This is a genomic window from Corallococcus sp. EGB (genome assembly GCF_019968905.1).
Classification (GTDB): domain Bacteria; phylum Myxococcota; class Myxococcia; order Myxococcales; family Myxococcaceae; genus Corallococcus.
In genome coordinates this window covers 2,641,637-2,667,524 of sequence record NZ_CP079946.1, presented here as the reverse complement: position 1 = coordinate 2,667,524, position 25,888 = coordinate 2,641,637, and the positions used below count along the sequence as shown (strand labels likewise).

21 protein-coding genes and 1 pseudogene are annotated in these 25,888 nt (G+C 69.0%); 5 read left to right on the top strand and 17 right to left on the bottom strand.

The features are described from left to right. Positions 1-131 precede the first annotated feature (131 nt). The 7 genes and pseudogenes from KYK13_RS11440 to KYK13_RS11410 form a co-directional block, all read right to left on the bottom strand. Positions 132-686 (bottom strand): annotated as a pseudogene (locus KYK13_RS11440) (transposase); the annotation flags it as partial. 118 nt (positions 687-804) lie between these two features. Beyond that, complete coding sequence (locus tag KYK13_RS11435) at positions 805-2,325, bottom strand: IS66 family transposase (RefSeq protein WP_223644097.1); 1,521 nt, start codon at positions 2,323-2,325, stop codon at positions 805-807. A gap of 46 nt (positions 2,326-2,371) precedes the next feature. Next, positions 2,372-2,737: an IS66 family insertion sequence element accessory protein TnpB gene (gene tnpB, locus KYK13_RS11430; RefSeq protein WP_223644096.1), complete on the bottom strand. Its 366-nt coding sequence runs from the start codon at positions 2,735-2,737 to the stop codon at positions 2,372-2,374. A 4-nt stretch (positions 2,738-2,741) separates the two neighbouring features. After that, positions 2,742-3,056 carry an IS66 family insertion sequence element accessory protein TnpB gene (locus KYK13_RS11425; RefSeq protein WP_223644095.1) on the bottom strand — a complete coding sequence of 105 codons (315 nt, stop codon included), beginning with the start codon at positions 3,054-3,056 and terminating at the stop codon, positions 2,742-2,744. 174 nt (positions 3,057-3,230) lie between these two features. Next, complete coding sequence (gene istB / locus KYK13_RS11420) at positions 3,231-4,013, bottom strand: IS21-like element helper ATPase IstB (protein WP_223634900.1); 783 nt, start codon at positions 4,011-4,013, stop codon at positions 3,231-3,233. A 55-nt stretch (positions 4,014-4,068) separates the two neighbouring features. After that, positions 4,069-5,661 (bottom strand): IS21 family transposase, encoded by a 1,593-nt coding sequence (istA, locus tag KYK13_RS11415; protein WP_223644101.1) that lies wholly within the window; start codon positions 5,659-5,661, stop codon positions 4,069-4,071. Between the two features lie 95 nt (positions 5,662-5,756). Continuing rightward, positions 5,757-6,035, bottom strand: coding sequence for a M20/M25/M40 family metallo-hydrolase (locus tag KYK13_RS11410; protein WP_223646587.1), 279 nt, complete (start codon positions 6,033-6,035; stop codon positions 5,757-5,759). A 348-nt stretch (positions 6,036-6,383) separates the two neighbouring features. Between KYK13_RS11410 and KYK13_RS11405 the strand changes: the two genes are divergently transcribed. The 3 genes from KYK13_RS11405 (at position 6,384) to KYK13_RS11395 (ending at position 10,838) form a co-directional block, all read left to right on the top strand. After that, positions 6,384-6,908, top strand: a complete 525-nt coding sequence (locus KYK13_RS11405; RefSeq protein ID WP_223644100.1) for an Ig-like domain-containing protein — start codon at positions 6,384-6,386, stop codon at positions 6,906-6,908. Positions 6,909-7,109: 201 nt separating this feature from the next. Continuing rightward, entirely contained in the window at positions 7,110-9,443 is a 2,334-nt protein-coding gene (locus KYK13_RS11400; protein ID WP_223644099.1) for a hypothetical protein, read from the top strand. 6 nt (positions 9,444-9,449) lie between these two features. Continuing rightward, positions 9,450-10,838 carry a lipopolysaccharide assembly protein LapB gene (locus tag KYK13_RS11395; RefSeq protein ID WP_223644098.1) on the top strand — a complete coding sequence of 463 codons (1,389 nt, stop codon included), beginning with the start codon at positions 9,450-9,452 and terminating at the stop codon, positions 10,836-10,838. Positions 10,839-11,426: 588 nt separating this feature from the next. On the opposite strand, the gene KYK13_RS11390 is transcribed toward KYK13_RS11395, so the two are convergent. The 7 genes from KYK13_RS11390 to KYK13_RS11360 all read right to left on the bottom strand — a co-directional run bounded on the left by KYK13_RS11390 (position 11,427) and on the right by KYK13_RS11360 (position 16,924). Further along, positions 11,427-12,947: an IS66 family transposase gene (locus KYK13_RS11390; protein ID WP_223644097.1), complete on the bottom strand. Its 1,521-nt coding sequence runs from the start codon at positions 12,945-12,947 to the stop codon at positions 11,427-11,429. 46 nt (positions 12,948-12,993) lie between these two features. Then, positions 12,994-13,359 (bottom strand): IS66 family insertion sequence element accessory protein TnpB, encoded by a 366-nt coding sequence (tnpB, locus tag KYK13_RS11385; protein ID WP_223644096.1) that lies wholly within the window; start codon positions 13,357-13,359, stop codon positions 12,994-12,996. A gap of 4 nt (positions 13,360-13,363) precedes the next feature. Then, complete coding sequence (locus tag KYK13_RS11380) at positions 13,364-13,678, bottom strand: IS66 family insertion sequence element accessory protein TnpB (protein ID WP_223644095.1); 315 nt, start codon at positions 13,676-13,678, stop codon at positions 13,364-13,366. 41 nt (positions 13,679-13,719) lie between these two features. Then, complete coding sequence (locus tag KYK13_RS39280; RefSeq protein WP_370645336.1) at positions 13,720-14,070, bottom strand: hypothetical protein; 351 nt, start codon at positions 14,068-14,070, stop codon at positions 13,720-13,722. Between the two features lie 201 nt (positions 14,071-14,271). After that, the gene (locus tag KYK13_RS11370; protein WP_223644094.1) at positions 14,272-14,418 is read right to left on the bottom strand and encodes a hypothetical protein; all 147 of its coding nucleotides are present in this window, start codon (positions 14,416-14,418) and stop codon (positions 14,272-14,274) included. Positions 14,419-14,612: 194 nt separating this feature from the next. After that, a complete protein-coding gene (locus KYK13_RS11365) occupies positions 14,613-15,239 on the bottom strand; it encodes a hypothetical protein (protein WP_223644093.1) in 627 nt (208 codons plus the stop codon). 14 nt (positions 15,240-15,253) lie between these two features. Next, positions 15,254-16,924 carry a hypothetical protein gene (locus KYK13_RS11360; RefSeq protein ID WP_223644092.1) on the bottom strand — a complete coding sequence of 557 codons (1,671 nt, stop codon included), beginning with the start codon at positions 16,922-16,924 and terminating at the stop codon, positions 15,254-15,256. Positions 16,925-17,358: 434 nt separating this feature from the next. Between KYK13_RS11360 and KYK13_RS11355 the strand changes: the two genes are divergently transcribed. Continuing rightward, positions 17,359-18,714: an amidohydrolase family protein gene (locus KYK13_RS11355; protein WP_223644091.1), complete on the top strand. Its 1,356-nt coding sequence runs from the start codon at positions 17,359-17,361 to the stop codon at positions 18,712-18,714. On the opposite strand, the gene KYK13_RS11350 is transcribed toward KYK13_RS11355, so the two are convergent. Then, positions 18,711-20,138, bottom strand: coding sequence for a sigma-54 dependent transcriptional regulator (locus KYK13_RS11350; protein WP_223644090.1), 1,428 nt, complete (start codon positions 20,136-20,138; stop codon positions 18,711-18,713). The two genes, KYK13_RS11355 and KYK13_RS11350, sit on opposite strands and share 4 nt — an antisense overlap. Further along, positions 20,128-21,624, bottom strand: a complete 1,497-nt coding sequence (locus tag KYK13_RS11345) for a HAMP domain-containing sensor histidine kinase (RefSeq protein ID WP_223644089.1) — start codon at positions 21,622-21,624, stop codon at positions 20,128-20,130. Before KYK13_RS11345 ends, KYK13_RS11350 begins: the two co-directional genes overlap by 11 nt. A gap of 143 nt (positions 21,625-21,767) precedes the next feature. Between KYK13_RS11345 and KYK13_RS11340 the strand changes: the two genes are divergently transcribed. Beyond that, the gene (locus KYK13_RS11340; RefSeq protein ID WP_370645335.1) at positions 21,768-23,561 is read left to right on the top strand and encodes a SulP family inorganic anion transporter; all 1,794 of its coding nucleotides are present in this window, start codon (positions 21,768-21,770) and stop codon (positions 23,559-23,561) included. Between the two features lie 31 nt (positions 23,562-23,592). Here KYK13_RS11340 and KYK13_RS11335 read toward each other — a convergent pair whose 3' ends face one another. After that, the gene (locus KYK13_RS11335; protein ID WP_223644087.1) at positions 23,593-25,878 is read right to left on the bottom strand and encodes a carboxypeptidase-like regulatory domain-containing protein; all 2,286 of its coding nucleotides are present in this window, start codon (positions 25,876-25,878) and stop codon (positions 23,593-23,595) included. Positions 25,879-25,888 lie beyond the last annotated feature (10 nt).

The following is a 25,888-nucleotide window of genomic DNA, read 5'->3' as shown; positions in this document are numbered from 1 at the left end:
TCCGACAATGCGACCGGCTACGGCCGGTGTATGGCGCGAGCTCTTCGTAACCGTCCGGCCAGTGACGTGCCGGAAGGATTGAAGACGGACCACGACCGTGCTCAGCGGGCGCCGCGAGGAGCGTGAGTTGTTCAGGGACTGGGCTGGAGGGGCGAAGCGGGCGGGTCGGCGGCGCGTCGCCGCCTCCACTCGTGGGGTAGCAGCTCACCGATGCGCGCATTCGGGTGCGTCTGCACCCGCAGCAGGACATCCGCGAGGTACGCCTCGGGATTGACCTGGTTGGCCTCGCAGGTGGCGACGAGGGCGTAGAGGCCCGCGAGGTTCGCGCCCGCGGCCTCATGGCCGACGAAGAGGAAATTCTTCCGGCCCAGGGCGGCCTTGCGCAGCGCGGCCTCGCTTCGGTTGTTGTCCAAGGGCAGACGCGCGTCGGAAGAGAAGCGCGTCAGGGCGTCCCACTGCTTGAGCGCGTAGGAGAGGGCCTGGCCCATGGGGCCCCTGGGCAGGTGGCGTGGGGCCTGGGATTCCATCCACGCACGCAGCGCAGTGAGGACGGGGAGACTTTGCTGCTGGCGCAGCGCTTGGTGCGCGTCCGTGCGCACGACGCCCGCGTCGCGGGCCAGCGCCTCCACCCGGTAGAGGGCCAGAATGAAGTCCAGGGCCTCGCGGGCCTCGGGCGCGGTGGGCAGTGTCAAGGCTCGGCCAAGCAGGTCGCTGTTCGGTTGTAACCGTCCGGCCAGTGACGTGCCGGAAGGATTGAAGACGGACCACGACCGTGCTCAGCGGGCGCCGCGAGGAGCGAGTTGGTCAGGGACTGGGCTGGAGGGGTGACTCGGGCGGGTCAGCGGCGCGTCGCCGCTTCCACTCGTGAGGTAGCAACTCACCGATGCGCGCATTCGGGTGCGTCTGCACCCGCAGCAGGACATCCGCGAGGTACGCCTCGGGATTGACCTGGTTGGCCTCGCAGGTGGCGACGAGAGCGTAGAGGCCGGCGAGGTTCTGCCCTGCGGCCTCGTGGCCGACGAAGAGGAAATTCTTCCGGCCCAGGGCGGCCTTGCGCAGCGCCGCCTCGGAGCGGTTGTTGTCCAAGGGCAGACGCGCGTCGGAAGAGAAGCGCGTCAGGGCGTCCCACTGCTTCAGCGCGTAGGAGAGGGCCTGGCCCATGGGCCCCTTGGGCAGATGGCGCGAAGTCTGCGCTTCCATCCACGCACGCAGCGCCGAGAGGACGGGGAGGCTCTGCTGCTGGCGCAGCGCTTGGTGCGCGTCCGTGCGCACGACGCCCGCGTCGCGGGCCAGCGCCTCCACCCGGTAGAGGGCCAGAATGAAGTCCAAGGCCTCGCGGGCCTCGGGCGCGGTGGGGAGCGCCTCGAAGAAGCGGCGCCGCACATGCGCCCAACACCCGACGCGGACGCGCCCTTCGGGCAGCGTCACCGCGTTGTAGCCGGTATAGGCATCCACGACGAGGGCGCCCCGGGTGCCGCCCAGCACGTCCTTGGGCGTCGTGCTGGCCCGGCCGAGGCTGAAGCGGTAGCCCAGGAGCCACTGCCCTTCGGGCGTCTGGGTGAGGAAAGTCCAGAGGTAGCCCTGGCGTGTCTTCTTCACGTCCAGCACGCGCATGGGCGTCTCGTCGGCCCACACCACGTCCGCGGACGCAATGCACTGCAGGAGGTGCTGCGAAAGAGGCAGCAGCACCGAGGCGGCCTGGTGGAAGAGGTCCGTCAGGGTGCTGCGACTCATGGGCACGCCGCTTCTCTCCACCCGCTGGGCGAGTCGGTGCAGCGGCATGGCGTCCGCGCACTTCGACGTCACCACGTGGGAGAGGAAGCCCGGGCCGTACTCGCCCCTGTCCACCACCCGGGCCGGAGGCGGGGCGGTGACGACGCCCCGGCCGCACGCGCACGCCAGCACCTCCTGCACGTGCACCTGCTTCTCGAAGCGGGCGGGCACGTACTCGTACACCACCGAGGTTTTGCCCTTGCCCAGGGGCCTCAAGTCCTCGCTGCCGCACGCCGGGCAGTGGCGCTCCTCGGCCGGCACCGCGTGGCGAATCTCCCGCGCCGGGGCCCCCTCGGCCTTGCGGGCGGCTCTCTCTTGCCGCTTCTCTTTCGCGGCCTCGGCCTGGGCCGCCGTCGAATCCGCGTCCCCTCGCAACTCAGCCGCCACCGTCGGCAGCTTCTCCGCCCTCTTGCCGAAGACGTGGCGCTGCAGGGCCGCAAGCTGCCCCTTGAGGGCGTCCACCTCCCCGCCAATGCGGCTCACCTCGGCCTTGAGCTCCTCGGCTTCCTCACGCCAGGGGCAGAAGTGGTCCTGAGGGAGTTCGCGCGGCACCCAACCTCAACACGCCTGCGCCACGCCGCGTCCCGAGCCGGGCACGTCAGCTGCCCGTACGCCCGGGAGGTGCCCAGGCGGGCTGGCGCCTCACCTGGGCCACGTCGATGCCGTCCAGCAGCATCGCCAACTGCGTGGCGTCCAGCGTCACTGCCTGCGCGCCCGCGTCCACCGGCGGCAGCCGGAAGCGGCCCGTCTCCAGCCGCTTGTAGAGAAGCACGAAGCCGCCCCGGCTCCACGTCAGCACCTTGATGCGGTCGCCTCGCCTGGAGACGAAGGCGAAGAGGTGCCCCGAGTAGACGTCCTCGCCCCACGCCGTGCGCACCAGCGCCATGAGGCCGTCAATCGACTTGCGCATGTCCACCGGCTCCATCGCCAGCACCACGCGCACCGACGCAGGCAGGGCGAACATCGCTTCAGCGCCCCAACGCGGCGACGAGCCGGGCCACGTAACCGACGTCGGTGCCTACCGCGAATCGCACCCGCGCTCCGCTCGTGGCCACCACCTCCAGCAGGGACTCCGGCGCCGCGGGGGCGCTCGCCACTCGCACCGGCAACAGCCGCACGGCTTCCGCTCGCGATGGAGCGGACCGCCGATGCCGGTACACCCACGACTGCAACGTGCTCAGCCGCATGCCGTGCGCCAACGCGAACTCCCGCTGCGTCTGCCCGCTCGCCTCAAAGGCCTCCGCGATGCGCGCCCACTCCGGCTTCTCCACCTGCTTCGCCATGCCCAGCAGCGTCCGCCGCGCCCCGCTACCCCGGCAATCCCTCACGGCACGTCGTTGGCCGGACGGTTACGTTCGGTTCGGCCAACCAGGTCCGGACGTGAAGCGCCCAGGAATTGCGACGGAGTGGGCCGCGCGGGTTCGGCCAAACCGGTCCGGCAGGGGCTGCGCCAGGTGTCAGCGTGCGGCAGTCTCGACCTGGGCCGCGCGCGGAGCGCGGGTGCGCTTGGCGGGCGGAGGGTTACGGTAGCTGTCACCCTCGATGGTGAGGACATGGGAGTGGTGCAGCAACCGGTCCATGGCGGCGCTGGCCAGCAGTGCGTCACCAAACAGCGGCGGCCACTCCTCCAAGGCGCGATTGGAGGTGATGCAAGTGGCCGCGCGCTCGTAGCGACGGCGGACAATCTCGTACAAGTCGATGCCCTCCTCACCCGTAAGGGGCCGCAGTCCGAGGTCGTCGACGATGAGCAGGGCTGGCGTGGTGAAGCGCAGGAGGCGACGCTCGTAGCCGTTGTCGGCGCGTGAGGCTCGCAACTGCGTGAGCATGTCGTGGGCGCTCACGTAGAGGACGGCGTGGCCGGCGCGGCAAGCTCGCTGCCCCAGCGCCTGGGCGAGGTGACTCTTGCCGACGCCCGCCGGGCCCACCACCAGCACATTCTCTTGCCGCTCGACAAAGGCGCAGGTGCCCAGCTCCAGCACCTTGGTGCGAGGGACGGAGGTGTTGAAGGAGAAGTCGAAGTCCTCCAGGGTGCTGGGCCGCTCGAAGGCGGCACGGCGCATGCGCACGTCCAATTGCTTGCCGTCGCGGCGCTCCACCTCGTCGGCCAGGAGTCGGTAGAGGAATTCCGTCAGCGACAGGTTGGCGTCGGCCGCCTCGCGGCAGCGCACCTCGAGGGACTGCAGCAGCCCGGACAGGCGCAGCTTCTTCAGCACGGGGACGAGCTCGTCATAGGTACTCATGCGGCGGGACACTCCTTGAGCGGGGTGGGACTGCGGGGACAGCGAGGAGGGGGCGCTAACGCAGCAGCAGCGTGCGCACGTCGCGCGCGTAGCGGGGCGCCGGCGACGCAGCCGTGGCGGCGGGCGTGGCGAGGGCCAGGTGCCCGTCCTGGGGCAACGGCTGCAAGTCCAGGCCGCGGCGCAGGATGTCCTTGAGGCCCTGGTAGCGCAGGTTGCCGAAGTGCAGCGCCCGGCGGCACGCGGCCTCGGCCCGCTCGCGCGGGAAGCCCTCCAGGTGCACCACCATGGCCTGCACGCAGCGCAGCTGGCTGAGGACGTCATCGGCGTCGAAGACGGCGCGCACGTACGCCTCGGTGTGCGGGCCCAGCCGGGCCGCCCGTGTCTCCCAGTGGCCGCGGCTGCGGTGGCGCAGGGCCGCGCGCGCCTCGGGCAGGTGGGACTCCACGGTGCTGCGGTGGCCCTCGCCGCGCAGCGGGTGGGTGGCCACGCGCTCGTCCTGGGCGTACACGCGCACGTCGTAGGCCGTGACGCACAGCCAGACGCGCTGGCCGATGAGACGCCACGGCACTGAGTACAGCCGTCGGCCGTACATGACGTGGGCGTCGCGGTGCACGCGGGCCTCGTGCCACACCTCGGGCGCCCACGCGGCCGCCGGCAGCGCACGCAGCGCCTCGGCTTCGGCCTGCTGGAAGAGGAGGCGCGGCTGACGCCCCGTCGTGCCGTGCACGCGCACCGACGCCACGTCCCGCAGCCAGCGCTGCAGTGCGGCCTCGCACTCGCGCGCGTCCTCTCCGGCCCTCCCGGCGAAGAAGTTGCCTTTCACGTAGCGCACGCCCGCCTCCACCTTGCCTTTCTTCTCAGGGGCGCGAGGAGGGGCCGGGTCGACGATGAAGCCGTAGTGGCGCGCCAGCGCGCGGTAGCTGCGCTGCAGGGCCCGCTCCCCGTCCACCCCGAAAGCAGCGCGCACCACCGCCGCCTTGAGGTTGTCGGGCACCACGCACCGGGGCACCCCGCCAAAGTACGTGAAGGCGGCCTCGTGGCAGCGCAGCCACGTCTCCACACGCTGGTCGAAAACCACCGTGGCGAAGAGGTGGCGGCTATAGCCGAGCACCCTGACGAACACCCAGGCGCGACGCAGAGTCCCTGCGTCTGCGTCGTACAATCGGCCCACTTCACCGAAGTCCACCTGCGCGACTTCGCCTGGGGCCGTCTCCACGGGGATGGCGACGTCCTCTTCACTCACGCCCTGCGCCCGACGCACGCTGCCCACCAGGCGCTTGACGGCCGAGAGGCTGCCTGCCGGCACCCCCGCCTCCATCTGCAACCGGGTGAAGATGGCCTGTGGCTGCAGTCCCTTCGCCACCCACGCTTCCACCTGGGCGCGGTGTGCCTCCAGGCTGGACGTTTGCTGGGGCGCTGGCGGGGCCGCGGGCCGCCCCGCCAGCACTGCGGCCTTGAGCACCTCGAGCTCGGGCAGCACCTGCACGTCGCCCCGCAGCAGCCCCGCCGCTTCCAGCACGCGCCGATAGCTGCGCTCCACGTTCACGCCCATGCGCAGCACCCGGGCCACTTGCCGCGCGGGCGTGCCCAGGCGGTGCAACCGCACCAATTCCTGCAGCCAGTCCATCTCCACTCTCCGGTTACTCACGCCACTTCCCTTTCCAAGGGAAGCCAGCGTGGCCTGTCGGCGGGACGCCCGGGGGACCGGGTTGGCCGAACCGGTGCGGACCGGTTTGGCCGAACTCACCCCGACCGGGTTCGCCGAACTCCGGAGGACCTGTTACGCCGAGCTACGACACTCCGTCTCCGGTCTCCTCGGCCGGCCGGAACAGCGTGACGACCCGGCCGTTCCAGTGTTCGGTGCCCCGCCGCCAACAGGTGGGCCGCTCCGAGCAGACACGCGACGTGCATGTCGTGGCCACAGGCATGCGACACCGGAACCGCGTCGCCGTCGGCATTGGTCGTGGTGACGGTGCTGGCATAGGGCAGCCCGGTCGTCTCACGGACGGGCAGCGCATCCATGTCCGCCCGGAGCAGCACCGTGGGGCCGTCCCCATTGCGCAACACCCCGACGACGCCGGTGCCGCCGACTCCAGAGTGCACCTGAGAGCCCGCCTGCTTGAGCCGCTCGGCCACCTTCCGCGCTGTCGCGTTCTCGTGGTGGGAGAGCTCCGGATGCTGATGTAGCTCTCGGTAAAAATCCTCCTGCCACGTTCGGATGTCGCCCTGCCCCGCCATCACCCGTGATGCAGCCGACATGGTTCCTCCTGGTGAACTCCCGCGCTGTCGAGCACGCGGGCGCCGGGCCTCCGCCATCCGCTCTTTCCTGGCCGCTGCCTCAAGCCCCGCGCTCGCCACCTCCGCACCTGCTTGAGGGAGCTGGGCTTCACCGCGCCGCAGGTGCAGGGCAACACGGCCCTGGCTTTCAGACTGGTGGTGACGGACGCGGACGGCGCGACGGCCGGTCAGTTCGTCTACTCGGTCATGGTGACGAACGTGAACCAGGCGCCGGTCGCCAAGGCCCGGCTCATCTCCGGTGCTCGCGGCGGTGAGCAGGTGAAGCTGGACGCCTCGACGTCCACGGATCCGGACAACGAGGCGCTGACAAACGCCTGGGTGCAGACGGGTGGCGCGGCGACGACGCTGTCGGGCGCCAACTCCGCCGAAGCCAGCTTCACGCCAGCGAAGAAGACCACGGCGGAGACCCACACCTTCACCGTGACGGTGAAGGACGCGGCCGGTGCCACCAGCACCGCCGAGGTGAAGGTCACCGTCCCGAAGGTCGAGGAAGAGGGCGGCGGCTGCTCGTCCGCCGTTGGCTCTGTGGGCGGCATGGCTCCGCTAATGGCGCTCTTCGCGGCCATGGGCATGCTGCGCCGTCGCAAATCGGCGTAGTCGTCCTGACGTCCTGAAGTAACGAGGGGGGCCTCCACATGGGAGGGCCGCCCCTTTCCTCTTTCCAGCAAGCCCGGCCCTACGTCACGGAAACCTGGCACGGAACTGGCATCCCACCCCGGCGTACTATGTTAAACATAGGCCGGGGACGCCCGTCGCGTTCAGTTCCCTCATCACCAGATCCGAAAGCACTCACCAGACATGGCCCGCACTTCATCGCCCACTCTGCGGCAGATATCTGCAGTCTTCGCATTACTGGCAATCACAGCCTGCCGCCCATCGACTTCGAATGACGACGCGCTTCAGCTCCGAAGCAAGACCTCTGCCCTGGGCAACACGCGCTTCGAGAACGTCAAGGTCTACGGTGGCACGGTGAGGTTCTCATCGGCCGCAGCCAAACGGACCTTCACCGAAGGGGGGTCAACCTACACCATTGAATGTACCCACCAGGGGGCGGGGATCGCGTATCTGACACAGGACGCCGGCTCTCTCTACGCATGGACGGGCCGGTTCCAGGGAACAGTTACGATCAAATGCATCCAGGAAACAAACATCACCACTCAGCTCTGGCATCGGACGACCTGGACGCTCCCTTCCCAAAAAATCAACACACTCGCATTATTGTTCATGACGCCAGAAGCAACTGCCTACGAGGGCCCAAACTTCCGGTTCCTCTATGGGCATGACATCAACACCAGCAGTGCCTTCATCACCACGCTCTCCGAGTCCTCGGTCGAAACACACACCTCGACCGTTTATAAACCGGCGCTGAGGTACCCAGGACTCGGAACCACGCCATGGCCCATTCCGGCGAGCGGACTGGAACTCAGCGTGAACGTCACGGAGGACCAGGCTGCCCCTTGTGGCTCAGAGAGCCAGAAGATCCCCTACAACTTCTCGTTCCAGCTTTCGCCAATGGACCTCAACGAGGTCAAGCTCCTCATCGAGCCTCCCGACAACTACGCCGAATGGCGGCCTTCCGCTCCCTCGGTGGATGAAGCCGACGAGATGCTCGACGCCCCACCTCTCGATGGTGTTGCCGTCGCCTTCAGTTCTGGCCCGCCCCAGTCCCTGTCGCAGGATGCAAGCTCAGATATCATCAACTCACTCGAGGTGACAGCCAGACTCCTGGGACCCGAAGCTCTCCAGGCCAAGAACATTGTCTTCCGGCTCAAGTCCTCAACAGTCCCCGGGGTGTCGAGCAACTGGCCACTGGTCGGGGGGCAGTATAACGAACGCGACCTTGAGTTGCGCCCCACCCAGGAAACAGCGCTCGACATCACGGACGCGACATCAGGCGGCGAGACCCTCCAGGAAGGACGGACACCGGACAGCTTGTATGACTCCGCCACTGTGTATGTTGATTCATTCGACTGGGGCGCCTACGGCGAGATGACGGTGGATGCGACGCTGCCTGACGGACGTATCATCCATGGGGTGGTCACCTCCGCACCCAATGAAAGCGCATTGCGTATCCCCAAGCGCAAGAGCGACTCCTTCATCGCCGACAGCTGGAAGCAGCAATATCAGGTCGAGAACCTGGAAGACACCGATGACAACGAGGACATTCCACTCGGCGACGGAAACAGAGGAGATGGCCTGACACTGTATGAGGAATACCGTGGCTTCCAGGAAAAGGGCAAACACACCAGCGGGAATCCGAAAGCCAAGGATTACTTCCTCTCTGTGGACATGGCGCTCAAGGACATAGCAGACCCAGGCATCACACTGTTCGCCTCCACCACAAATCTGCGTGTCCACCAACTGGATGACGGCGAGTTCCCTCCGACAGAGGGGCGGGGTGACTTCAAGCTCGACCACCGCGTGATCAACTTCAACAGGGCGCCCGATGGCAGACATCTTGTCGATCAGCACCTTGTCGTCTTGAGACCCCCTTCCGATGAGGATGTCGACACCCCGACTGGGCAGTCCATGACATTCCGGAAGAACTCTTCAGCCAACGGCACGCCCAAGGACCATTCGGTCGTTGAGCTATCAAGAAAGACCCTCGACAGCGACACACTGGAGATCGCGTCGGTTGTCGCACACGAGCTTGGACACACCGTCAACATCTACCATCATGGCGACGCAGCGGTCTCCGAAGAATTTATCGTAAGGGCTTATGACGCATTCATCCAGGCGAAGGATGCAAAGGGGAAAGTGGAGCCGATCCGAATCACCGAACTCTATGATGCGGATACGTTCGTGGAACTAGTTCCATCACCGGATTATCGCCAGGCTGGAAGGTTCGACAAGGTCACTTTCTCCCCGACCTCGGGAAACCAATACAGTGGCTTCGAGGATTGCTACATGCGTTACACCGGGGCGACACTTGTTCGCGAGGGGACTGACACAGCAACCAGCGTCAAGCGACTCTGGATCCGGAACCGAGAACAACCCGGCAAGCAGCTCTGCTCGAGAAAAACAGGCGTAACCTTCAATGCGGGGGCGCGCTCGCGGCATGGAAGTGCCAGCCGAGGCGACTGCATGCATCAGATTCTCGTCAATGACCGCATTGCCGCTCCCCAAAGGTAAGGCACCATGAACACTCGAAAATCGACGTCACTGCTGCAGGTGCTCCTCTTTTGTTTCGCACTTCAGGGATTCACTGCCCAAGCCCAGACAGTCATCGAACCTGAGCTGGGAATTGGCGTTTTCGGCACCCCCCCGAACGTCACCTTTAGAGGTTCGCCCCTCATCCTCCAGCTCTATTTTGGTTTGCCCGCAGGCGAGGTCGTGGCGGCAGGCATCGCCACGGTTCAGCCCGTCCAGATTTCCGTTCCCTCCGGAAAATGGACACGGCTCGTCAAGTTGTCCGTCAAGAACCAACAAGGAGTGCTCCAGTCCTGGCCCTTTCAAGTCTTGACGCCGGTAGGAGCAAGCACCCAGATTGCTCCTGGCAGTCCGAAAAAGTTGCTCGTGATTCTTCCCCCAGAAGCCACCTCGCTGCTGGCCACTGGGACCTACAAACTGAAGCTCCTTCTGGATTCCCGCACAGGATCCACTCCTGGGAGCTGGAAGGGCTGGGCCATCGCTCAAACCAAGCTGGAGATCCTGGACCCACCGCAGGCGCCCGTTCCCGCCCAACAGTGCTCGCAGGCATTGATACTTGCCGCGTACCACGAGCAGAAGAACAACACCGCGCAAGCGGAGGCAGTCCTTGCGCAGGCGCCAGCCCTTGTGGCGTGCCTGGCGGCTCGCGCTGAACTCGCCACTCGAACCGGCAACAAGAAGCTTGCCATCGACCTCTACAAGCAGGCCATCACGCGGCAGAGCCAACTGAGACAGCCGTCCGACGAGCCAAGCACCCTCCTTGAAAGTCAATGCCAGCTCGTTACGAACAGCCTTCCGGAGGCCGAACGCGATCCCTTGGCGACGTGTGGCTATAGAGAGTGCATTGCCGAGTCAGAGGAAGAGATCTGCCACAGGGTTTCGGCGCAGTGCGGCCCCCTCCAGGCCACGGATATCTGTGGAAACACGAGCAACATCGCATCATGCGGCACCTGTACAGCCCCACAGACCTGCGGTGGCTCCGGTGTCGCCAATCAGTGCGGTTGCGCGCCCGAAACCAACGCCCAGTTCTGCTCGCGGCAGGGAAAAAACTGCGGCTCGGTAACAGGCCAGGACAACTGCGGTCAGTCCCGGACGGTGACATCCTGTGGCACCTGCTCCGGCACGGACAGCTGCGGCGGAGCCGGGACCGCCAATGTCTGTGGCACCTGCCAACCCATTCCACAAGCGACAGCCTGCGCAAACCGTCAGTGTGGTTCCGTTTCAGACGGATGTGGAACAATGTACTCCTGCGGTACTTGCCAGCTCGGCAGCCAATGTTCGCCGACGTACGGAGTATGCGGGCTCCCATGTGGGCAGAACGGGGTCCTGGTATGCAATGATCTATTTTGTCGCTGTGACGACAGTAGCGGCACGTAGCTGCTGGTACAGCACGTCGTGAATCCGTGGGGGGCGGTCTTCGCATGAAAGATCTCCCCCCCTTGTCTTGGGTTGGAATCTCCGAGACGCAACACACGCATCGAACTCACTCATGATTGACCGCGCCCTGCTCCGCCCCTCGTCACGACATACGCCCGGGGCGGTTCTCGTCCTGGTGTGCATCTCGGCATGCCGCACTCCTCAACGGGCCCTTCCGCATCAGGAGGAGCAGTCCGCGGTCGTGATGGGTGAGCCCTCGGATTACGACACCTGGAGACCGACAGCCCCCCTCCTCGACCCGCAAAAGGAATTCGAGGACGTGCCTTCGCTGGACACATTCCTGGCACCCGAGGAATAGCCAAGGAGACCGCGAGAAGTCATGGCGGATCCATGTGCCAGGGCCGCTAGACTCCTGATTCATGGCACGCACGTTCCAGGTGGGAGACACCGTCACGCACGTCCGACAATGCGACCGGCTACGGCCGGTGTATGGCGCGAGCTCTTCGTAACCGTCCGGCCAGTGACGTGCCGGAAGGATTGAAGACGGACCACGACCGTGCTCAGCGGGCGCCGCGAGGAGCGAGTTGGTCAGGGACTGGGCTGGAGGGGTGACTCGGGCGGGTCAGCGGCGCGTCGCCGCTTCCACTCGTGAGGTAGCAACTCACCGATGCGCGCATTCGGGTGCGTCTGCACCCGCAGCAGGACATCCGCGAGGTACGCCTCGGGATTGACCTGGTTGGCCTCGCAGGTGGCGACGAGAGCGTAGAGGCCGGCGAGGTTCTGCCCTGCGGCCTCGTGGCCGACGAAGAGGAAATTCTTCCGGCCCAGGGCGGCCTTGCGCAGCGCCGCCTCGGAGCGGTTGTTGTCCAAGGGCAGACGCGCGTCGGAAGAGAAGCGCGTCAGGGCGTCCCACTGCTTCAGCGCGTAGGAGAGGGCCTGGCCCATGGGCCCCTTGGGCAGATGGCGCGAAGTCTGCGCTTCCATCCACGCACGCAGCGCCGAGAGGACGGGGAGGCTCTGCTGCTGGCGCAGCGCTTGGTGCGCGTCCGTGCGCACGACGCCCGCGTCGCGGGCCAGCGCCTCCACCCGGTAGAGGGCCAGAATGAAGTCCAAGGCCTCGCGGGCCTCGGGCGCGGTGGGGAGCGCCTCGAAGAAGCGGCGCCGCACATGCGCCCAACACCCGACGCGGACGCGCCCTTCGGGCAGCGTCACCGCGTTGTAGCCGGTATAGGCATCCACGACGAGGGCGCCCCGGGTGCCGCCCAGCACGTCCTTGGGCGTCGTGCTGGCCCGGCCGAGGCTGAAGCGGTAGCCCAGGAGCCACTGCCCTTCGGGCGTCTGGGTGAGGAAAGTCCAGAGGTAGCCCTGGCGTGTCTTCTTCACGTCCAGCACGCGCATGGGCGTCTCGTCGGCCCACACCACGTCCGCGGACGCAATGCACTGCAGGAGGTGCTGCGAAAGAGGCAGCAGCACCGAGGCGGCCTGGTGGAAGAGGTCCGTCAGGGTGCTGCGACTCATGGGCACGCCGCTTCTCTCCACCCGCTGGGCGAGTCGGTGCAGCGGCATGGCGTCCGCGCACTTCGACGTCACCACGTGGGAGAGGAAGCCCGGGCCGTACTCGCCCCTGTCCACCACCCGGGCCGGAGGCGGGGCGGTGACGACGCCCCGGCCGCACGCGCACGCCAGCACCTCCTGCACGTGCACCTGCTTCTCGAAGCGGGCGGGCACGTACTCGTACACCACCGAGGTTTTGCCCTTGCCCAGGGGCCTCAAGTCCTCGCTGCCGCACGCCGGGCAGTGGCGCTCCTCGGCCGGCACCGCGTGGCGAATCTCCCGCGCCGGGGCCCCCTCGGCCTTGCGGGCGGCTCTCTCTTGCCGCTTCTCTTTCGCGGCCTCGGCCTGGGCCGCCGTCGAATCCGCGTCCCCTCGCAACTCAGCCGCCACCGTCGGCAGCTTCTCCGCCCTCTTGCCGAAGACGTGGCGCTGCAGGGCCGCAAGCTGCCCCTTGAGGGCGTCCACCTCCCCGCCAATGCGGCTCACCTCGGCCTTGAGCTCCTCGGCTTCCTCACGCCAGGGGCAGAAGTGGTCCTGAGGGAGTTCGCGCGGCACCCAACCTCAACACGCCTGCGCCACGCCGCGTCCCGAGCCGGGCACGTCAGCTGCCCGTACGCCCGGGAGGTGCCCAGGCGGGCTGGCGCCTCACCTGGGCCACGTCGATGCCGTCCAGCAGCATCGCCAACTGCGTGGCGTCCAGCGTCACTGCCTGCGCGCCCGCGTCCACCGGCGGCAGCCGGAAGCGGCCCGTCTCCAGCCGCTTGTAGAGAAGCACGAAGCCGCCCCGGCTCCACGTCAGCACCTTGATGCGGTCGCCTCGCCTGGAGACGAAGGCGAAGAGGTGCCCCGAGTAGACGTCCTCGCCCCACGCCGTGCGCACCAGCGCCATGAGGCCGTCAATCGACTTGCGCATGTCCACCGGCTCCATCGCCAGCACCACGCGCACCGACGCAGGCAGGGCGAACATCGCTTCAGCGCCCCAACGCGGCGACGAGCCGGGCCACGTAACCGACGTCGGTGCCTACCGCGAATCGCACCCGCGCTCCGCTCGTGGCCACCACCTCCAGCAGGGACTCCGGCGCCGCGGGGGCGCTCGCCACTCGCACCGGCAACAGCCGCACGGCTTCCGCTCGCGATGGAGCGGACCGCCGATGCCGGTACACCCACGACTGCAACGTGCTCAGCCGCATGCCGTGCGCCAACGCGAACTCCCGCTGCGTCTGCCCGCTCGCCTCAAAGGCCTCCGCGATGCGCGCCCACTCCGGCTTCTCCACCTGCTTCGCCATGCCCAGCAGCGTCCGCCGCGCCCCGCTACCCCGGCAATCCCTCACGGCACGTCGTTGGCCGGACGGTTACCGTGCGCCGCGGCCGGGTGCGGTTTTCCCGGCCGGTGCTGCCCGAGGACACCGTCACCTTCCAGGGCCGCGTCGTCGCCATCGCGGACGGGCAGCGCATCCATGCCCGCCCGGAGCAGCACCGTGGGGCCGTCTCCATTGCGCAACGCCCCGACGACGCCGGTGCCGCCGACTCCAGAGTGCACCTGAAAGCCCGCCTGCTTGAGCCGCTCGGCCACCTTCCGCGCTGTCGCGTTCTCGTGGTGGGAGACCTCCGGGTGCTGATGCAGTTCGAGATAGAAGTCCTCCTGCCACGTTCGGATGTCGCCCTGCCCCGCCATCACCTGTGGTGCAGCCGATATGGTTCCTCCTGGTGAACTCCCGGGCTGTCGAGCACGCGGGCGCCGGGCCTCCGCCATTCGGGCGATGGCGCGCTCCACGCCGACTGCCGCATCACCGCCCTCGCCGGGTTCATCACGTGGACGCTGCGCATCATGGGCATGGCCATCACGACCATCCGCACGGCCCGGCGGTCCGCGGCCCGGTCAAGGCGCCAGGTCCACTCCCGCCCGTGCGAGGTGGGCCATCGCCTCGACCTCTCCGGGCCGCCCCGGATTCCCCATGAGCGCGGCCACGAACGGCCCCTCCCACGCGTCCGCGTCGTCATCAATCAGGCCTTCGCTCAGGAACATCTGGAATACGTCCGGGCTCGGTCCGTGCGACCGCCTCGTCCGGCGTCGGCTCCGGGGGGACCGGCGGCATCGACTACGAACCGCACCTCTGCGATTCCGGGCCGTAACCGAGGTCAGGGCCCGGAATCGAAGCGCGAGAGGAAGCAGCGCGGGGCGGAGGCTTTCCCGCGCGGCGTAGCCGTGGGCCCCTTCCGCTACCGCGTGACGTCGACGGTGTAGACGCCTTCTCCGGACGTGGCGGTGCCCGTCACATGGGTGCTGCCCGGCGTGCGGCGGACCTGCCCCGTGCCGTCGTCCTCGATTTCACCCGTGAGGGCAAGGTCCAGGGTGACGCTGCCCTCCAGGTCCCCGGACATCTGGAAGGCCCCCTTGAGCGTCCCGGTGAACGTGCCGCCCGGGAGGTCGCGCAACTGGAGGGTGAGCTCCGGCTGCGCCGCCGTGTCCGTGCTCGACGCGTAGGTGATGTTCACCGGATCCTCGTCCCCACCCAGGACGGTCTCCCCGTCGGAGTACCCGGTCATGCCAATGCGCAGACGCATCCCCTTGTTGGCCGAGCTGCCCTGATCCACCTGCCCGGTGACGAGCAGTGTCCCAGAGGCGGCGCCCGTCGTGGACTGGGGCGGGATGTTCGCGTTGGCCGCGGCGTTGAAGCCGACGAACCCCAGTTGCAGGGCCTTGCTCACGGACGGGTCGAGTCCGAGGTACGCGCGGCGGGCCTGCTCGTCGGAGCTGATGGCGTCATCCCCGCAAGCCGTGAGGCCCAGGGACAGGAAGAGGGAACACGCGACAACGGTCACGGCACGCGAAAAGGAGGTGAGCATGAGGGGGTCTCCGGTCATCCGATGGGGCTGTTGCACGTGCAGGGCGTCGTGCCGGTGCAGGCTTCCCCGGCGGACGTCTCGCAGTTGAGCCGCGGGCAGCAGGGGCTGGTGGGCGAGCACGCCTGACCACCGGCGGAGCAGGTCGAACCCGTCACGCAGGTGCCGGCGACGCTCCCACCCGGGATGTTGCAGCCGAGCCCGACGCAGCAGTCCGCGGGCGAGGTGCAGGCCTGCCCCTGCGGCTGACAGGCGCTGGGAGCGGAGCAGGTGCCGTTGTTGCAGATGCCGGAGCAGCAGGCGGCACCCGAGCTACAGGCCTTCCCGTTCGCGGCGCACAGGCCCGCGTCCGTCCCCCCACCCATGCCACCGTCCGTGCCACCGTCCGTGCCGCCACCGCCCGGCACGCCGTCGGGACGGCAGGCGTAGGCGATTTCGGAGACGATGGAGCAGGTGGTGCCAGCACAGCACTTGGGGGCCTGCGGGTCGCAGGGCGTGCCCACGGGATCGCACGTCACCTTCTGGCAGGTCAGGCCGCCATCCGCGCCGGGCAGACAGCGCGCGCCGCCACAGCACTGGTCGGAGAACTGGCACTGCTGGTCCTGCGGGATGCAGCACGGCTCCTTGCCGGTGTAGCCCGTGGGACAGCCCGCCGGGCAGGTGTTGTTGGGGCAACCGCCGAAGCAGCGCGGCACGCCGACGGAGTCCACCTTGCACACGGCCTTCTGGCCGTCGCAGCAGGCCTGGCGGGCGTTCACGTCGATGATGCCGCCATCCGGCAGCTGGCCGCTGCCGCAGACGTTGCCCACCGGGTTGCAGCCATTCGGCTTGTCACAGCGGCTCTCGCGGCAGTCCACCGCGTTGGACAGCTTCTCCCCCCCACAGCACACGCCATTGTTGGTGCAGTAGTCGCCCGTGGGACGGCAGCCGCCCACCGGCTGGCACACGGTGGTCCCATAGCCCAGGTCCACGCACGTGCGCGAACAGCAGTTGCTGGAGCCCGAGCACGGGTTGCCGTCCTGGAGGCAGCCCCCCGCGCCGCCACCGCTGACCGCCACGCAGCGGCCCGGGGTGCCCGTGCTCTCCTGCGAGCACACACCGCCGCAGCAGTCCGTGCCCTTCATGCACAGGTCGTTATTGGCCTGGCACGAGTACGCCGGCCTGCAGAGCCCTCCCTGGCAGTTGCTGGAGCAGCAGTCCTTCGCGCTGGTGCATGCCTGGCCCGGCACCTTGCAGCTGCTGGTGCTGTCGGCAGGCAGCGCCGCGCACCTGCCGTCCGCGCCGCAGAGCTTCGTGCAGCACGCCTCCGCACTGGCGCACGTGCTGCCCACGTCCAGGCACTGCAGCGTGGAGCACTTGCCGTCCAGACAGCTGTTCGTGCAGCACTCGATGCCATTGGCGCAGGCGTCGCCCGCGGGGGAGCACTGGGCATTGGGGGCCGGACAGACGCCCGTGTCCGAGCAGAGGCCCGTACAGCACTGGGCGCCCGAGTCCCGGCTGCACGCCGTGCCCTCACCGAGACACTGCGAGCCGGGCCCCGCGTCGGGCAGGGGCTGCCCCGCGTCCGTTCCGGCATCCACCGTGGCCGGCGGGTGGTCCGGCGGCTTGCCAATGTCTCCACTGCTACAAGCGACGACACCGAGGGCGACACCCAGGGCCCCCAGCAACAGCCAGCGGTTTGCCTTCATCCCCAGGAGACCCTGCCCCCTGACGACCGGCCACGCGGGAAGACGCAGGCCCATCAGCGGCTCACCCATCGTTCAAGACGCCAGGTCCACTCCCGCCCATGCAAGATAGGCCACCGCCTCGACTTCTCCTGGCCGGCCCGGAGTGCCCGTGAGCGCGGCCATGAACGGCCCCTCCCACGCATCCGCGTCATCAATCGGGCCTGCCCTGGAGCCCTGGGCGTGTCCATGCGCGGGGCCGTGGCCCGGGCCTCTCGCGCCAGTCGCTCGGAGTGCGCGACCGAGGCCTTGAGTTCGTGGACCTGCGCCTTCAACCGCTGCAACGCAGCGGTGTCGCGCGCACCGGGCTCCAGCTCCTCCTGGATTGGCGATGCCGACATCAGGTCAATGTGGATCTATCGTCACAGGCACACGTCAGCGCCTCCAGGAGCCACGCCTTGCCCTCCCGTTCCCGACGCCTGTTGACGACTGCCATTGGCACGTTCCTCCTGTGCTGCGTTTCCGTATCGTCATGGGGCCAGACGTCCTCCTCCGCGGAGCCCACGCGCATCGCCCTGCGCGCCGCCAGGCTCTTTGACGGGAAGAGCGAGCGGGCCCTCCCGGACGCGGTCGTGCTCATCGAAGGCTCACGCATCCAGGCCGTGGGCACCGGCCTCGCCATCCCCTCGGGCACACGGGTCATCGACCTGGGGGACGTCACCCTGCTGCCCGGGCTGATTGACGCGCACTCGCACCTGCTGCTGGACCTGGGCCCGTTGAACGGAGACGGCAGCCTCATCCCCCCGGTCGCCCAGAGCAGCACCGCCGAGCGCGCGCTCCTGGGCGCGAAGCTGGGCCGCGAGATGCTCGAGGCGGGTGTCACCACCGTGCGCGATGTCGGCAACTCGGGGGTCAACGGCGACGTGGCGCTGCGCAACGCCATCCAGCGGGGCTGGGTGCAGGGCCCGCGAATCTCCGCCTGCACCCGCGCGCTCGCGCCCCAGGGCGGGCAGTTTCCCACGCTCCAACCTCCGGCGCAGTCCCTCATCGAGCAGGAGTACGTCACCATCTCCGGTGTGGAGGAGGCCCGGCGCGCCGTGCGGCAAGCGCTCATGGACGGCGCGGACTGCATCAAGGTCATCGTCGACAACGGGCACAACCTCCTCTCATTGGCGGAGCTGAAAGTCATCGTCGAGGAGGCCCACCGCATGAAGCGCCCGGTGGCGACGCACACCACCACCGACGAAAGCATCCGCATCGCGGTCCAGGCGGGCGTCGACTCCGTCGAGCATGGGTACTCGCTCCCCGATGACGTGCTCGCGCCCATGGCCCGCGGCCGCATCTTCCTGGTACCGACGGATGGCCCGATGGACGCGTGTGACCTCTTCGATGCCGAGGGCGGCGATGCGGAGCGCCAGCGCCAGACGAAGGAGCGCTGCAGGAGGTCCATTGCCAGGGCCCAGGAGCGCCTCCGCCGTGCCGTGGCCGCGGGTGTTCGGATCGCCGCCGGCTCGGACATGTACATCGTGCTGCCAGGATTGACGCGAGGTCAGGCCAGCGTGAAGTGGATCCTCGCCTATGCCGAGGCGGGTCTCAAACCCGCGGACATCCTGCGCGCCGCGACAGTGAACGCGGCGGAGCTGCTGCGCATGCAGGACCAGATTGGCTCGCTCGCGCCGAACAAGCTCGCGGACCTGCTCGCGGTGGAGGGGGATCCGCTGAAAGACATCCGGGCGCTGAACCAGGTCCGGTTCGTGATGAAGAACGGGCAGGTGGTCCTGGACGCCCGCGCGCACAGCACGGGCCAGCCCTAGGCTGTTCCCTTGAAGTCAGCGGCGGACAGGCCATGCCGCTTGAGCAGGTCGTAGAAGTCGCTCCGGTTGCGCCCGGCCATTCGCGCCGCGGCGCTGACACTGCCGCCGCTGCGGCGCATGGCCTCCGCGAGGTAGGCGCGCTCGAAGGCATCACGGGCCTCGCGCAGCGAGGGCAGGGCCTCTGTCCCGCCAGGAACGCCTGGCAGCTGCGCGCTCCCGGTGGGGGGCCGCTCCAGCGCCTGCCCCAGGCGAGGCACATGCCGCGGCTGAAGCTCGTCCGTGCCGGCCAGCAGCACCGCGGCCTCCATCTCGTGGATGAGCTCCCGGACGTTGCCGGGCCAGCCATAGCGCTGCAACAGCTCCACCGTCGCGGGCGCGAGGCGCGGCGGACGCAGGCCATAGCGGTTCGCCGTGCGCTCCAGGAAGAGCTGCGCGAGCAGGGGGATGTCCTCGAGCCGCTCACGCAAGGGCGGCAGCTCGATGGGCACCACGTGCAGCCGGAAGTAGAGGTCCTGACGGAAGCGCTTCGCGGCCACCTCTTCCGCGAGGTCCCGATTGGTGGCGGCGACCACCCGCACGTCCACGGCCTCCTCCACGTCCGCGCCCACGCGCGTGAGCCGCTGCTCCTGCAGCACGCGCAAGAGCTTCACCTGCACGGACGGGGACGCCTCGCCAATCTCATCCAGGAACAGCGTGCCGCCGTTGGCGGCGCCAAACAGGCCTTCGCGCTCGCGCACGGCCCCGGAGAACGCGCCCTTCACGTGGCCGAACAGCTCGCTCTCCAGCAGCTCGGGCGGGAGGGCGCCGCAGTTGACGGCGACGAAGCGCCCCGTGCTGCGCCGCGAGAGCACGTGGAGCATCCGCGCCGCCAGCTCCTTGCCGGTGCCGCTCTCCCCCGTGAGCAGGACGGTGGCGTCGGTGGGGGCAATGCGGGCAATCACCTCGCGCACGCGCGAGATGGCCTCACTGATGCCCAGGAGCAGGGGTTCGCCGTCCTCCCCCATGCGCCTCCGCAGCTCGGCCACCTCCCGGCGCAGACGCGAGCGCTCGAGCGCGTGCGTGAGCTTCTGCATGAGCTCGTGGTCGTGAAACGGCTTGGTGAGAAAGCCATAGGCTCCCTCCTGCATGGCCTGCACCGCGGTTTCGATGGAGCCGTGCGCGGTGAGCATGATGACGGACAGCTCGGGAGCACGCTGCCGCGCGGCCCGAAGCACGTCCATGCCATCCATGTCCTCCAGGCGCAGGTCGAGCACCATGGCGTCCACGCGCTCCTGCGCGAGCCTGCGCAGGGCGGCCTTGCCCTCGCCCTCCACGGTCACGCGGTAGCCGCGTGAAGTCATCCGCATGGACATGAGCTCCGCGAGCTGGAGGTCATCATCCACCAGGAGCACATGGGGCTGCAGGACGGTGGGCTCAGGCGTCAAGGCGGCCTCCAGGGGTCGCGGGGTCTTCCAGGGGAATCCAGAAGGTGAAGGTGGCTCCAGGCCCGGGAGTGTCCGCGAGCGACAGCTCCCCTCCGTGCGCGGTGATCATCTCGCGCGCGATGGCGAGGCCCAGCCCCGTGCTGCGGCGCCCGCCGACCTCGAGGCTCGCGAAGGGCCGGAAGATCCACTCGCGCGCGTGCGCGGGCACGCCGGGGCCCTGGTCCGTGACGGACAGCTGGACCGCGGACACGGGGCCTGGGGCGCCAGGGCGCTTGCGGCTCACCAGCTCACACGCGATGCGCACGGTCTTGCCCGCGCTGGAGACAGCGATGGCGTTGCTCACCAGGTTGGACAGGGCGCGCTCGACCAGGGCGGTGTCCATGGGCGCGCGCACGGGCTTCGCGGCCGCGTCGTACACCAGCTGGACCTTGCGCTCATCCGCTTCGAAGGCGAGGTCCTGAAGGACGTTCTGGACAATCTGCTCCACCGAGGCGCCGGCGTTGCGCTGCAGCGGCTGGCCGGACTGCACGCGCGACAAATCCAACACGGAGGTCACCATGCGGATCTCGCGCTCGCACGCGGCCTGCGCGAGCTTCACCACGCGGGCCTGCTGCGGCGTCAGGGGGCCCGTGCTGCCATCGCCCAGGAGCGAGAGGGCCTCGCGCACGCGGGCCAACGGCGTGCGCAGGTCGTGGGACACCGAGGCCACGAACGCGCTCTTGAGCTGATCCAACTCCGCCAGGCGCCCACGCATGCGGTCCAGGTCCAGCGAGAGCGCGCGCAGCTCCTCGGGCCCGCGCAATGGCGGCAGCGGGCTGAAGTCACCCTGGCCAATGCGGCGCGCGTGCGTGGAGAGCAGCGCCACCGAGTTCGACACCGCGCGCGCCTGCCCGAAGGCGAGCGCTCCCGCGGCGAGGATGCCCAGGAGGCCAAAGAGCCCACCGGAGCGCAGCGCCGCCGAGCCGATGGCGCGTGCGTGGTCCTCCTTCGTCTGGATGGCCAGGCGCATGTCCCGCGTGCGCTCGGACCACACCGTGGTGAGGACCTCATCCAGTTGCAGCCGCCGCTCCCTCAGGGGAAACGACAGCATCGACTCACAGGTGCCGGCCTGCTCCAGTTGCAGGGCGTACTGCACATAGTCCTGGGCGCTCGCGCGGAAGCCCGCATCGAGCTGCTCCGCGCCGGCGCCGAGCGCGGTCTGGAGATCCTGGCGCGCGCTGGCGACAGCGCGGTGCACGGTGGGCGCGCTGCTGTCACGCTGTTCGCAGGCCACCACTCCGCGCCGCACCGCCAGCTCGAGCGCCCAGGCCGCGACGTACACACGCTGTTCTCGCTCGAAGGAGGCGAGCTCCTGCTGGCCCACGCTAGCCACCAGGTCGTGGGTGCGCATGAGGCCCACGGCCATCTGTGAGAACGCCGCCACCAGCAGTGCGGTGACCACCGCGTAGGACAACAGGAGCCGTGCGCGCAGTCGAAGCACCAACATGGCGCGCAATCTAACCCGCGCCTGCGCGCGCGGCCCGTCACTTCACACGGCCGTCTGTCGGCCCCAACAGTGTCGGTCCGAGCCGACAGGGGCGCTGGAGGGATGGACCGACAGCGGGGGCGAGTTTCCCTCTGAAACAACGCATGGCACGGCGCCTGAAAGACGCCGGCGTCATGCATTCGACGACCGCTCTCTCCAAGCGACCTTTCTCGACCCGGCGTGCGGGCGAGCTCCTCCAAAGCTGGCGCGAGATGGTGCAGCCCAGCAGCCTGCCAGCCGACGCGGCCGCCGGCCTCAGCGTGGCGTGCGTGGCACTTCCCCTCAATGTCGCGCTCGCCACCGCGGCGGGGCTGCCCGCGAGCGTGGGGCTCGTCTCCGGCGTGGTGGCGGGCATCATCGGCGGGCTGCTCAGTGGCAGTCGCTATCAGGTCACGGGCCCCGAGGCGGCGCTGCTGCCGCTGGCCGCGGCCATCGTGGCGGCGCATGGGGCCGCGGGCCTCGCCATCGCGACGGTGCTCGCGGGTGCCATGCAGGTGGCGCTGGGGCTCGTGCGCGCCGGGCGGTTCGCGCGGCTCATCCCCCGGCCGGTGGTGATGGGCTTCACGGTGGGCATTGGCCTCCTGCTGCTCAACACGCAGCTGCCGAGGCTGTTCGCGGTGGAGGACACGCACGCGAACGCCGTGGCGCTCGTGCTGCGGCGCACCTGGGGCGAACACGTGGGCTGGCTCGGGGTCGCGGCCGGAGCGCTCACGGCGCTGGCCATGGTGGCCCTGCCCCGGGTGCACAAGCGCATCCCCGCGGTGCTCGTGGGGCTGACGATCGGCACCGTGCTCATGGTCTCGCTCGGCGCGGGCTACGACGCGGTGGGCGCCCTGCCGCGCTCGCTGCCCATGCCGACGCTGCCGTCCTTCGAGGGCGTGCACCTCGCGGGACTCCTGCCGGCGGCCTTCGGTCTCGCGCTGCTGGCGTCGCTCGGCTCGCTGCTCGCGACGAGCTCGCTCGATGCGCTCACGGGTGCGCGCACGCACAGTGACCTGGACCAGGACCTGATCGCGCAGGGGCTGGCCAACATCGCGGCCGGAGTGTTCGGCGGCTTCCCGGTGATGGGCGCCATCGTGCGCGCCAGCGCGTCCATCCAAGCGGGCGCGCGCACCCGCGCCGCCTCTGTCCTGCATGCCCTGTGGCTCTTCGTGGCCATGGCGCTGCTCGCGCCGCTGGTGGCGCGCATCCCCATTGCCGCACTCACCGCCATCCTGCTCGTCGTGGGAGTGCGTCTGCTCAACCTGGAGGGCCTTGTTGCCATGTGGAATCAGTCCAAGTCGACGTTGGGCGTGGTGCTCGTCACCGCGCTGGGCATTGCGGTGTTCAACGTGTTCGCCGGCATCGGGGCGGGGCTCGCGCTGGCGAGCATCCTCTACGTGCGGCGCCATGGCGCCCTGCGGCTGGAGGTGCAGCGGGTGACGGATGCATCGCGGCTGCAGCCGGGCCTGCACGTGCCCCCCGCGGAAGCGCCCCACACCCCCGAGGCGCTGGACCTCATGGTCGCGCGCGTGGACGGGCCCATCCTGTTCATCAACCACCTCAAGCTCTACGACCTCGTCGACGGCCCGCCCTGGGCGAAGCTCGTGGTCATCGACCTGTCGCGGGTGCCGCTCGTGGACGCCGCCGGTGTGGCGACGCTCCAGTACCTGGCGGAGTTCCTCGCCGTGCGAGGCTCGCACCTGGCGCTGGTGAAGGTGCCGCCCCATCTGGAGACCGTGCTCGAACCACTCACGCAGCACCTGCTCGAGAAGCGGATGCACGGCTCGCTCGAGGGTGCGCTCCTGGGGGCAGGCCTGATGCGGCCCGCGCCCCTGGAGGAGCCTGTCATCCACCCCGCGCACGCGTACGGCGCCGTGCACGGCGGCGGGCTCACGCTCGAGGGGCAGGCTCGATAGCGCGCGGCGGCCCCACGTTCCTCGACGGAGCTCAGCGCGGGAACACGGTGCCGTGGCCGTCGTCGTAGGGGTCTTCTGCTTCGAGCAGGTGCTCCCCCGCGCGCGTCAGCTCCACCGGCAGTCGGATGACGGCGTCCCCGTCGCCTCCCTGCCGCTGGACGAAGACCGTGTAGTGCCCCAGGGGTAGCGCGCTGATCACGAACTCGCCCTGGCCGAAGAAGAAGCTCTCTACAAAGCCGAGGCTCTCGGAGGGCCACATGCCGGGCGAGGGGTTCGCGCGGAGGCCGGCGCGCACGAGGCCGTCCAGCTCCTGCGCACTCCGCGGCATGGGGATGTCACCGGGAAGGGCGAAGGCGGTCATGGATTCGTGCGGATTGGGAAGCCTCACGCGCAGCGAGGCGGGCCCCTGTCGCATCGCGAAGTCCAGTGACGCGCCTGCCCCCGAGGACGCGCGGATCCGCTGGGGCGAGAAGACGAACACGGGCGGCCGGGGGCGGCGTCCCTCCTGCTCGACGCCCAGCGCATGCACGAAGCATTCGCGTCCGGAGGGGACCTTCAGGATGTAGCGCCCCTCCCTATCGGTGATGGCGTCCGCGAAGAAGCCACCCTCACACAACGCGTCCAGGCGCACCCCCTCCAGGGGCACGCGCTCGCCATCCGTCACGGCCCCTGACAGGGGCACCCAGGGGTCCAGCCGAAGGTCCGTCCCGGTCTCGCCCGGCTTCAGCTCACGCAACGCAGTACCCCGTGAGGCCGCGTCCACGCGCAGGAGCTGGGGCCGCCCGGCGACGTGCCCAAGCTGGAAGCATCCCTGGTCGTCCGTCTTCGCCTCCAGCGTCGGTTGCAGGCTCTGGGTGCGGGTGGGAACCCCGATGCGGGAGGGCTCCAACAGCATCACCTCCAGCCCCGCGCCCACGGACGTTCCTTCGGCGGTGATGATGCAGCCGCGCACGACCCGGCCCACGTCGAAGGTGATGTCGGGAAGCGTCTGGACCTCATCCGGCTGTCCCTCCATGCGCAGGAGGGTGGATGCGAAACCCTCTGCTTCGAGGAGCCACTGCTGGGGCTCGGCGCCGAAGGTGCGCCATCGAAAGCGCCCGTGGGGAGCCTCCACCGGGCGGCCTTCCACCCGGAGATGCTCCATGGGTCGTCCGCTCGGCCCCAGGACCCGGCCCTCCACGAGCCCCCAGTCCGTTCGGAACACCACGGCCTCTTGCGCAGCCCCCGGACGTGGAGGGGGTGACGCCCACCGCCAGGTCACCTCGGGATCATTCAGCTCAAGATGGTCGACAGGCACCAGGAGTTCTGGAAGCACGAAGGATCCGTCCGCGCCGGTGGTCGTCTCGCAGTGCTCGCCCAGGCCCACCGTGTCCTCGCCCCCTCCAGGGAACAGGGCCCTCACCGTACGCCCATCCAGCGCCCTCCCCGTCGGATCCACGGCACGCCCTCTCAAGGCTCCCTGACCGTGAAGGCCCTCGAAGCTCACGGTGAACTCCGTGAGTCCACCGGGCTGCACCTCGACCTCCTCGGTGCGACTCCAGGAACAGTCGGGCGCGGCCTCGTGATAGCCGGTGACGAGGTAGCGCCCTGCGGGCAGCCTCGGGAAGAGCTTCGCGTCGGCGGTCTTCTCTGGAAACAGCACGAAATCAGGAGACCGCACCACGGGCGTGATTCCGGAGGGGCCCCCGGGCTTGAGCCGGCCTTGTGGATCCACGACCCGCACCTTCAAGGCGCCGAATGTCCCCAGCACCACCGTGAGCTCGGCCCGAGGCGCCGTGAACGCCATGCGGTAGGGGCTCCAGCCCTCCTTGTACATCTGGAGCACGACTGGCCCTGGCGCCACGCGTGTGAACGCGAAGTGCCCCTGCGCGTCGCTCGCCGCGTCCGCCCAGGGCGCGTCCGGATCCTCCGGGAAGAGCCGCAGCTCCACGCCCTCCACGGGCCGTCCTTGCGCATCCACCACGCGGCCGGAGAAGGGGGCCTCGCGAACGAGGGTCATGTCGAGCTGTTGGCTCGCCCCCGGCGCAAGCCTCACCTCCGCCTCCGGATACGCCACGAACCCCGGCGCCTCGGTCCGCACGTAGTACCACCCGGGCCGAGGGTGCAGCCTCGCGGTCCCTCGCGCGTCGGTGGAGTCGATTCGCGGACTCACGAGGCTCAGGTTCGCCCGCAGGAGCTTCAGCCGGGCGCCGGGCACGGGCCTGCCCTCCGCGTCCTTCACCCGCACCGTCAGCGTCGCATCCGCGTCACGCACGCCGCGAGAGGGCCCCGCGCACGCGAGCCCCACGACCCCGAGCAACACCCAGCTGAATCGCATGCGCCGTGAT

Excerpts from the sequence above, each read along its gene's own strand:
- tnpB (WP_223644096.1), bottom strand. The coding sequence starts at position 2,737 with ATGTTCGCCCTGCCTGCGTCGGTGCGCGTGGTGCTGGCGATGGAGCCG.
- KYK13_RS11425 (WP_223644095.1), bottom strand. The coding sequence starts at position 3,056 with ATGGCGAAGCAGGTGGAGAAGCCGGAGTGGGCGCGCATCGCGGAGGCC.
- istB (WP_223634900.1), bottom strand. The coding sequence starts at position 4,013 with ATGAGTACCTATGACGAGCTCGTCCCCGTGCTGAAGAAGCTGCGCCTG.
- KYK13_RS11410 (WP_223646587.1), bottom strand. The coding sequence starts at position 6,035 with ATGGATGCGCTGCCCGTCCGTGAGACGACCGGGCTGCCCTATGCCAGC.
- KYK13_RS11400 (WP_223644099.1), top strand. The coding sequence starts at position 7,110 with ATGGCCCGCACTTCATCGCCCACTCTGCGGCAGATATCTGCAGTCTTC.
- KYK13_RS11395 (WP_223644098.1), top strand. The coding sequence starts at position 9,450 with ATGAACACTCGAAAATCGACGTCACTGCTGCAGGTGCTCCTCTTTTGT.
- tnpB (WP_223644096.1), bottom strand. The coding sequence starts at position 13,359 with ATGTTCGCCCTGCCTGCGTCGGTGCGCGTGGTGCTGGCGATGGAGCCG.
- KYK13_RS11380 (WP_223644095.1), bottom strand. The coding sequence starts at position 13,678 with ATGGCGAAGCAGGTGGAGAAGCCGGAGTGGGCGCGCATCGCGGAGGCC.
- KYK13_RS11370 (WP_223644094.1), bottom strand. The coding sequence starts at position 14,418 with ATGTTCCTGAGCGAAGGCCTGATTGATGACGACGCGGACGCGTGGGAG.
- KYK13_RS11365 (WP_223644093.1), bottom strand. The coding sequence starts at position 15,239 with ATGCTCACCTCCTTTTCGCGTGCCGTGACCGTTGTCGCGTGTTCCCTC.
- KYK13_RS11360 (WP_223644092.1), bottom strand. The coding sequence starts at position 16,924 with ATGAAGGCAAACCGCTGGCTGTTGCTGGGGGCCCTGGGTGTCGCCCTC.
- KYK13_RS11345 (WP_223644089.1), bottom strand. The coding sequence starts at position 21,624 with ATGTTGGTGCTTCGACTGCGCGCACGGCTCCTGTTGTCCTACGCGGTG.
- KYK13_RS11340 (WP_370645335.1), top strand. The coding sequence starts at position 21,768 with ATGGCACGGCGCCTGAAAGACGCCGGCGTCATGCATTCGACGACCGCT.
- KYK13_RS11335 (WP_223644087.1), bottom strand. The coding sequence starts at position 25,878 with ATGCGATTCAGCTGGGTGTTGCTCGGGGTCGTGGGGCTCGCGTGCGCG.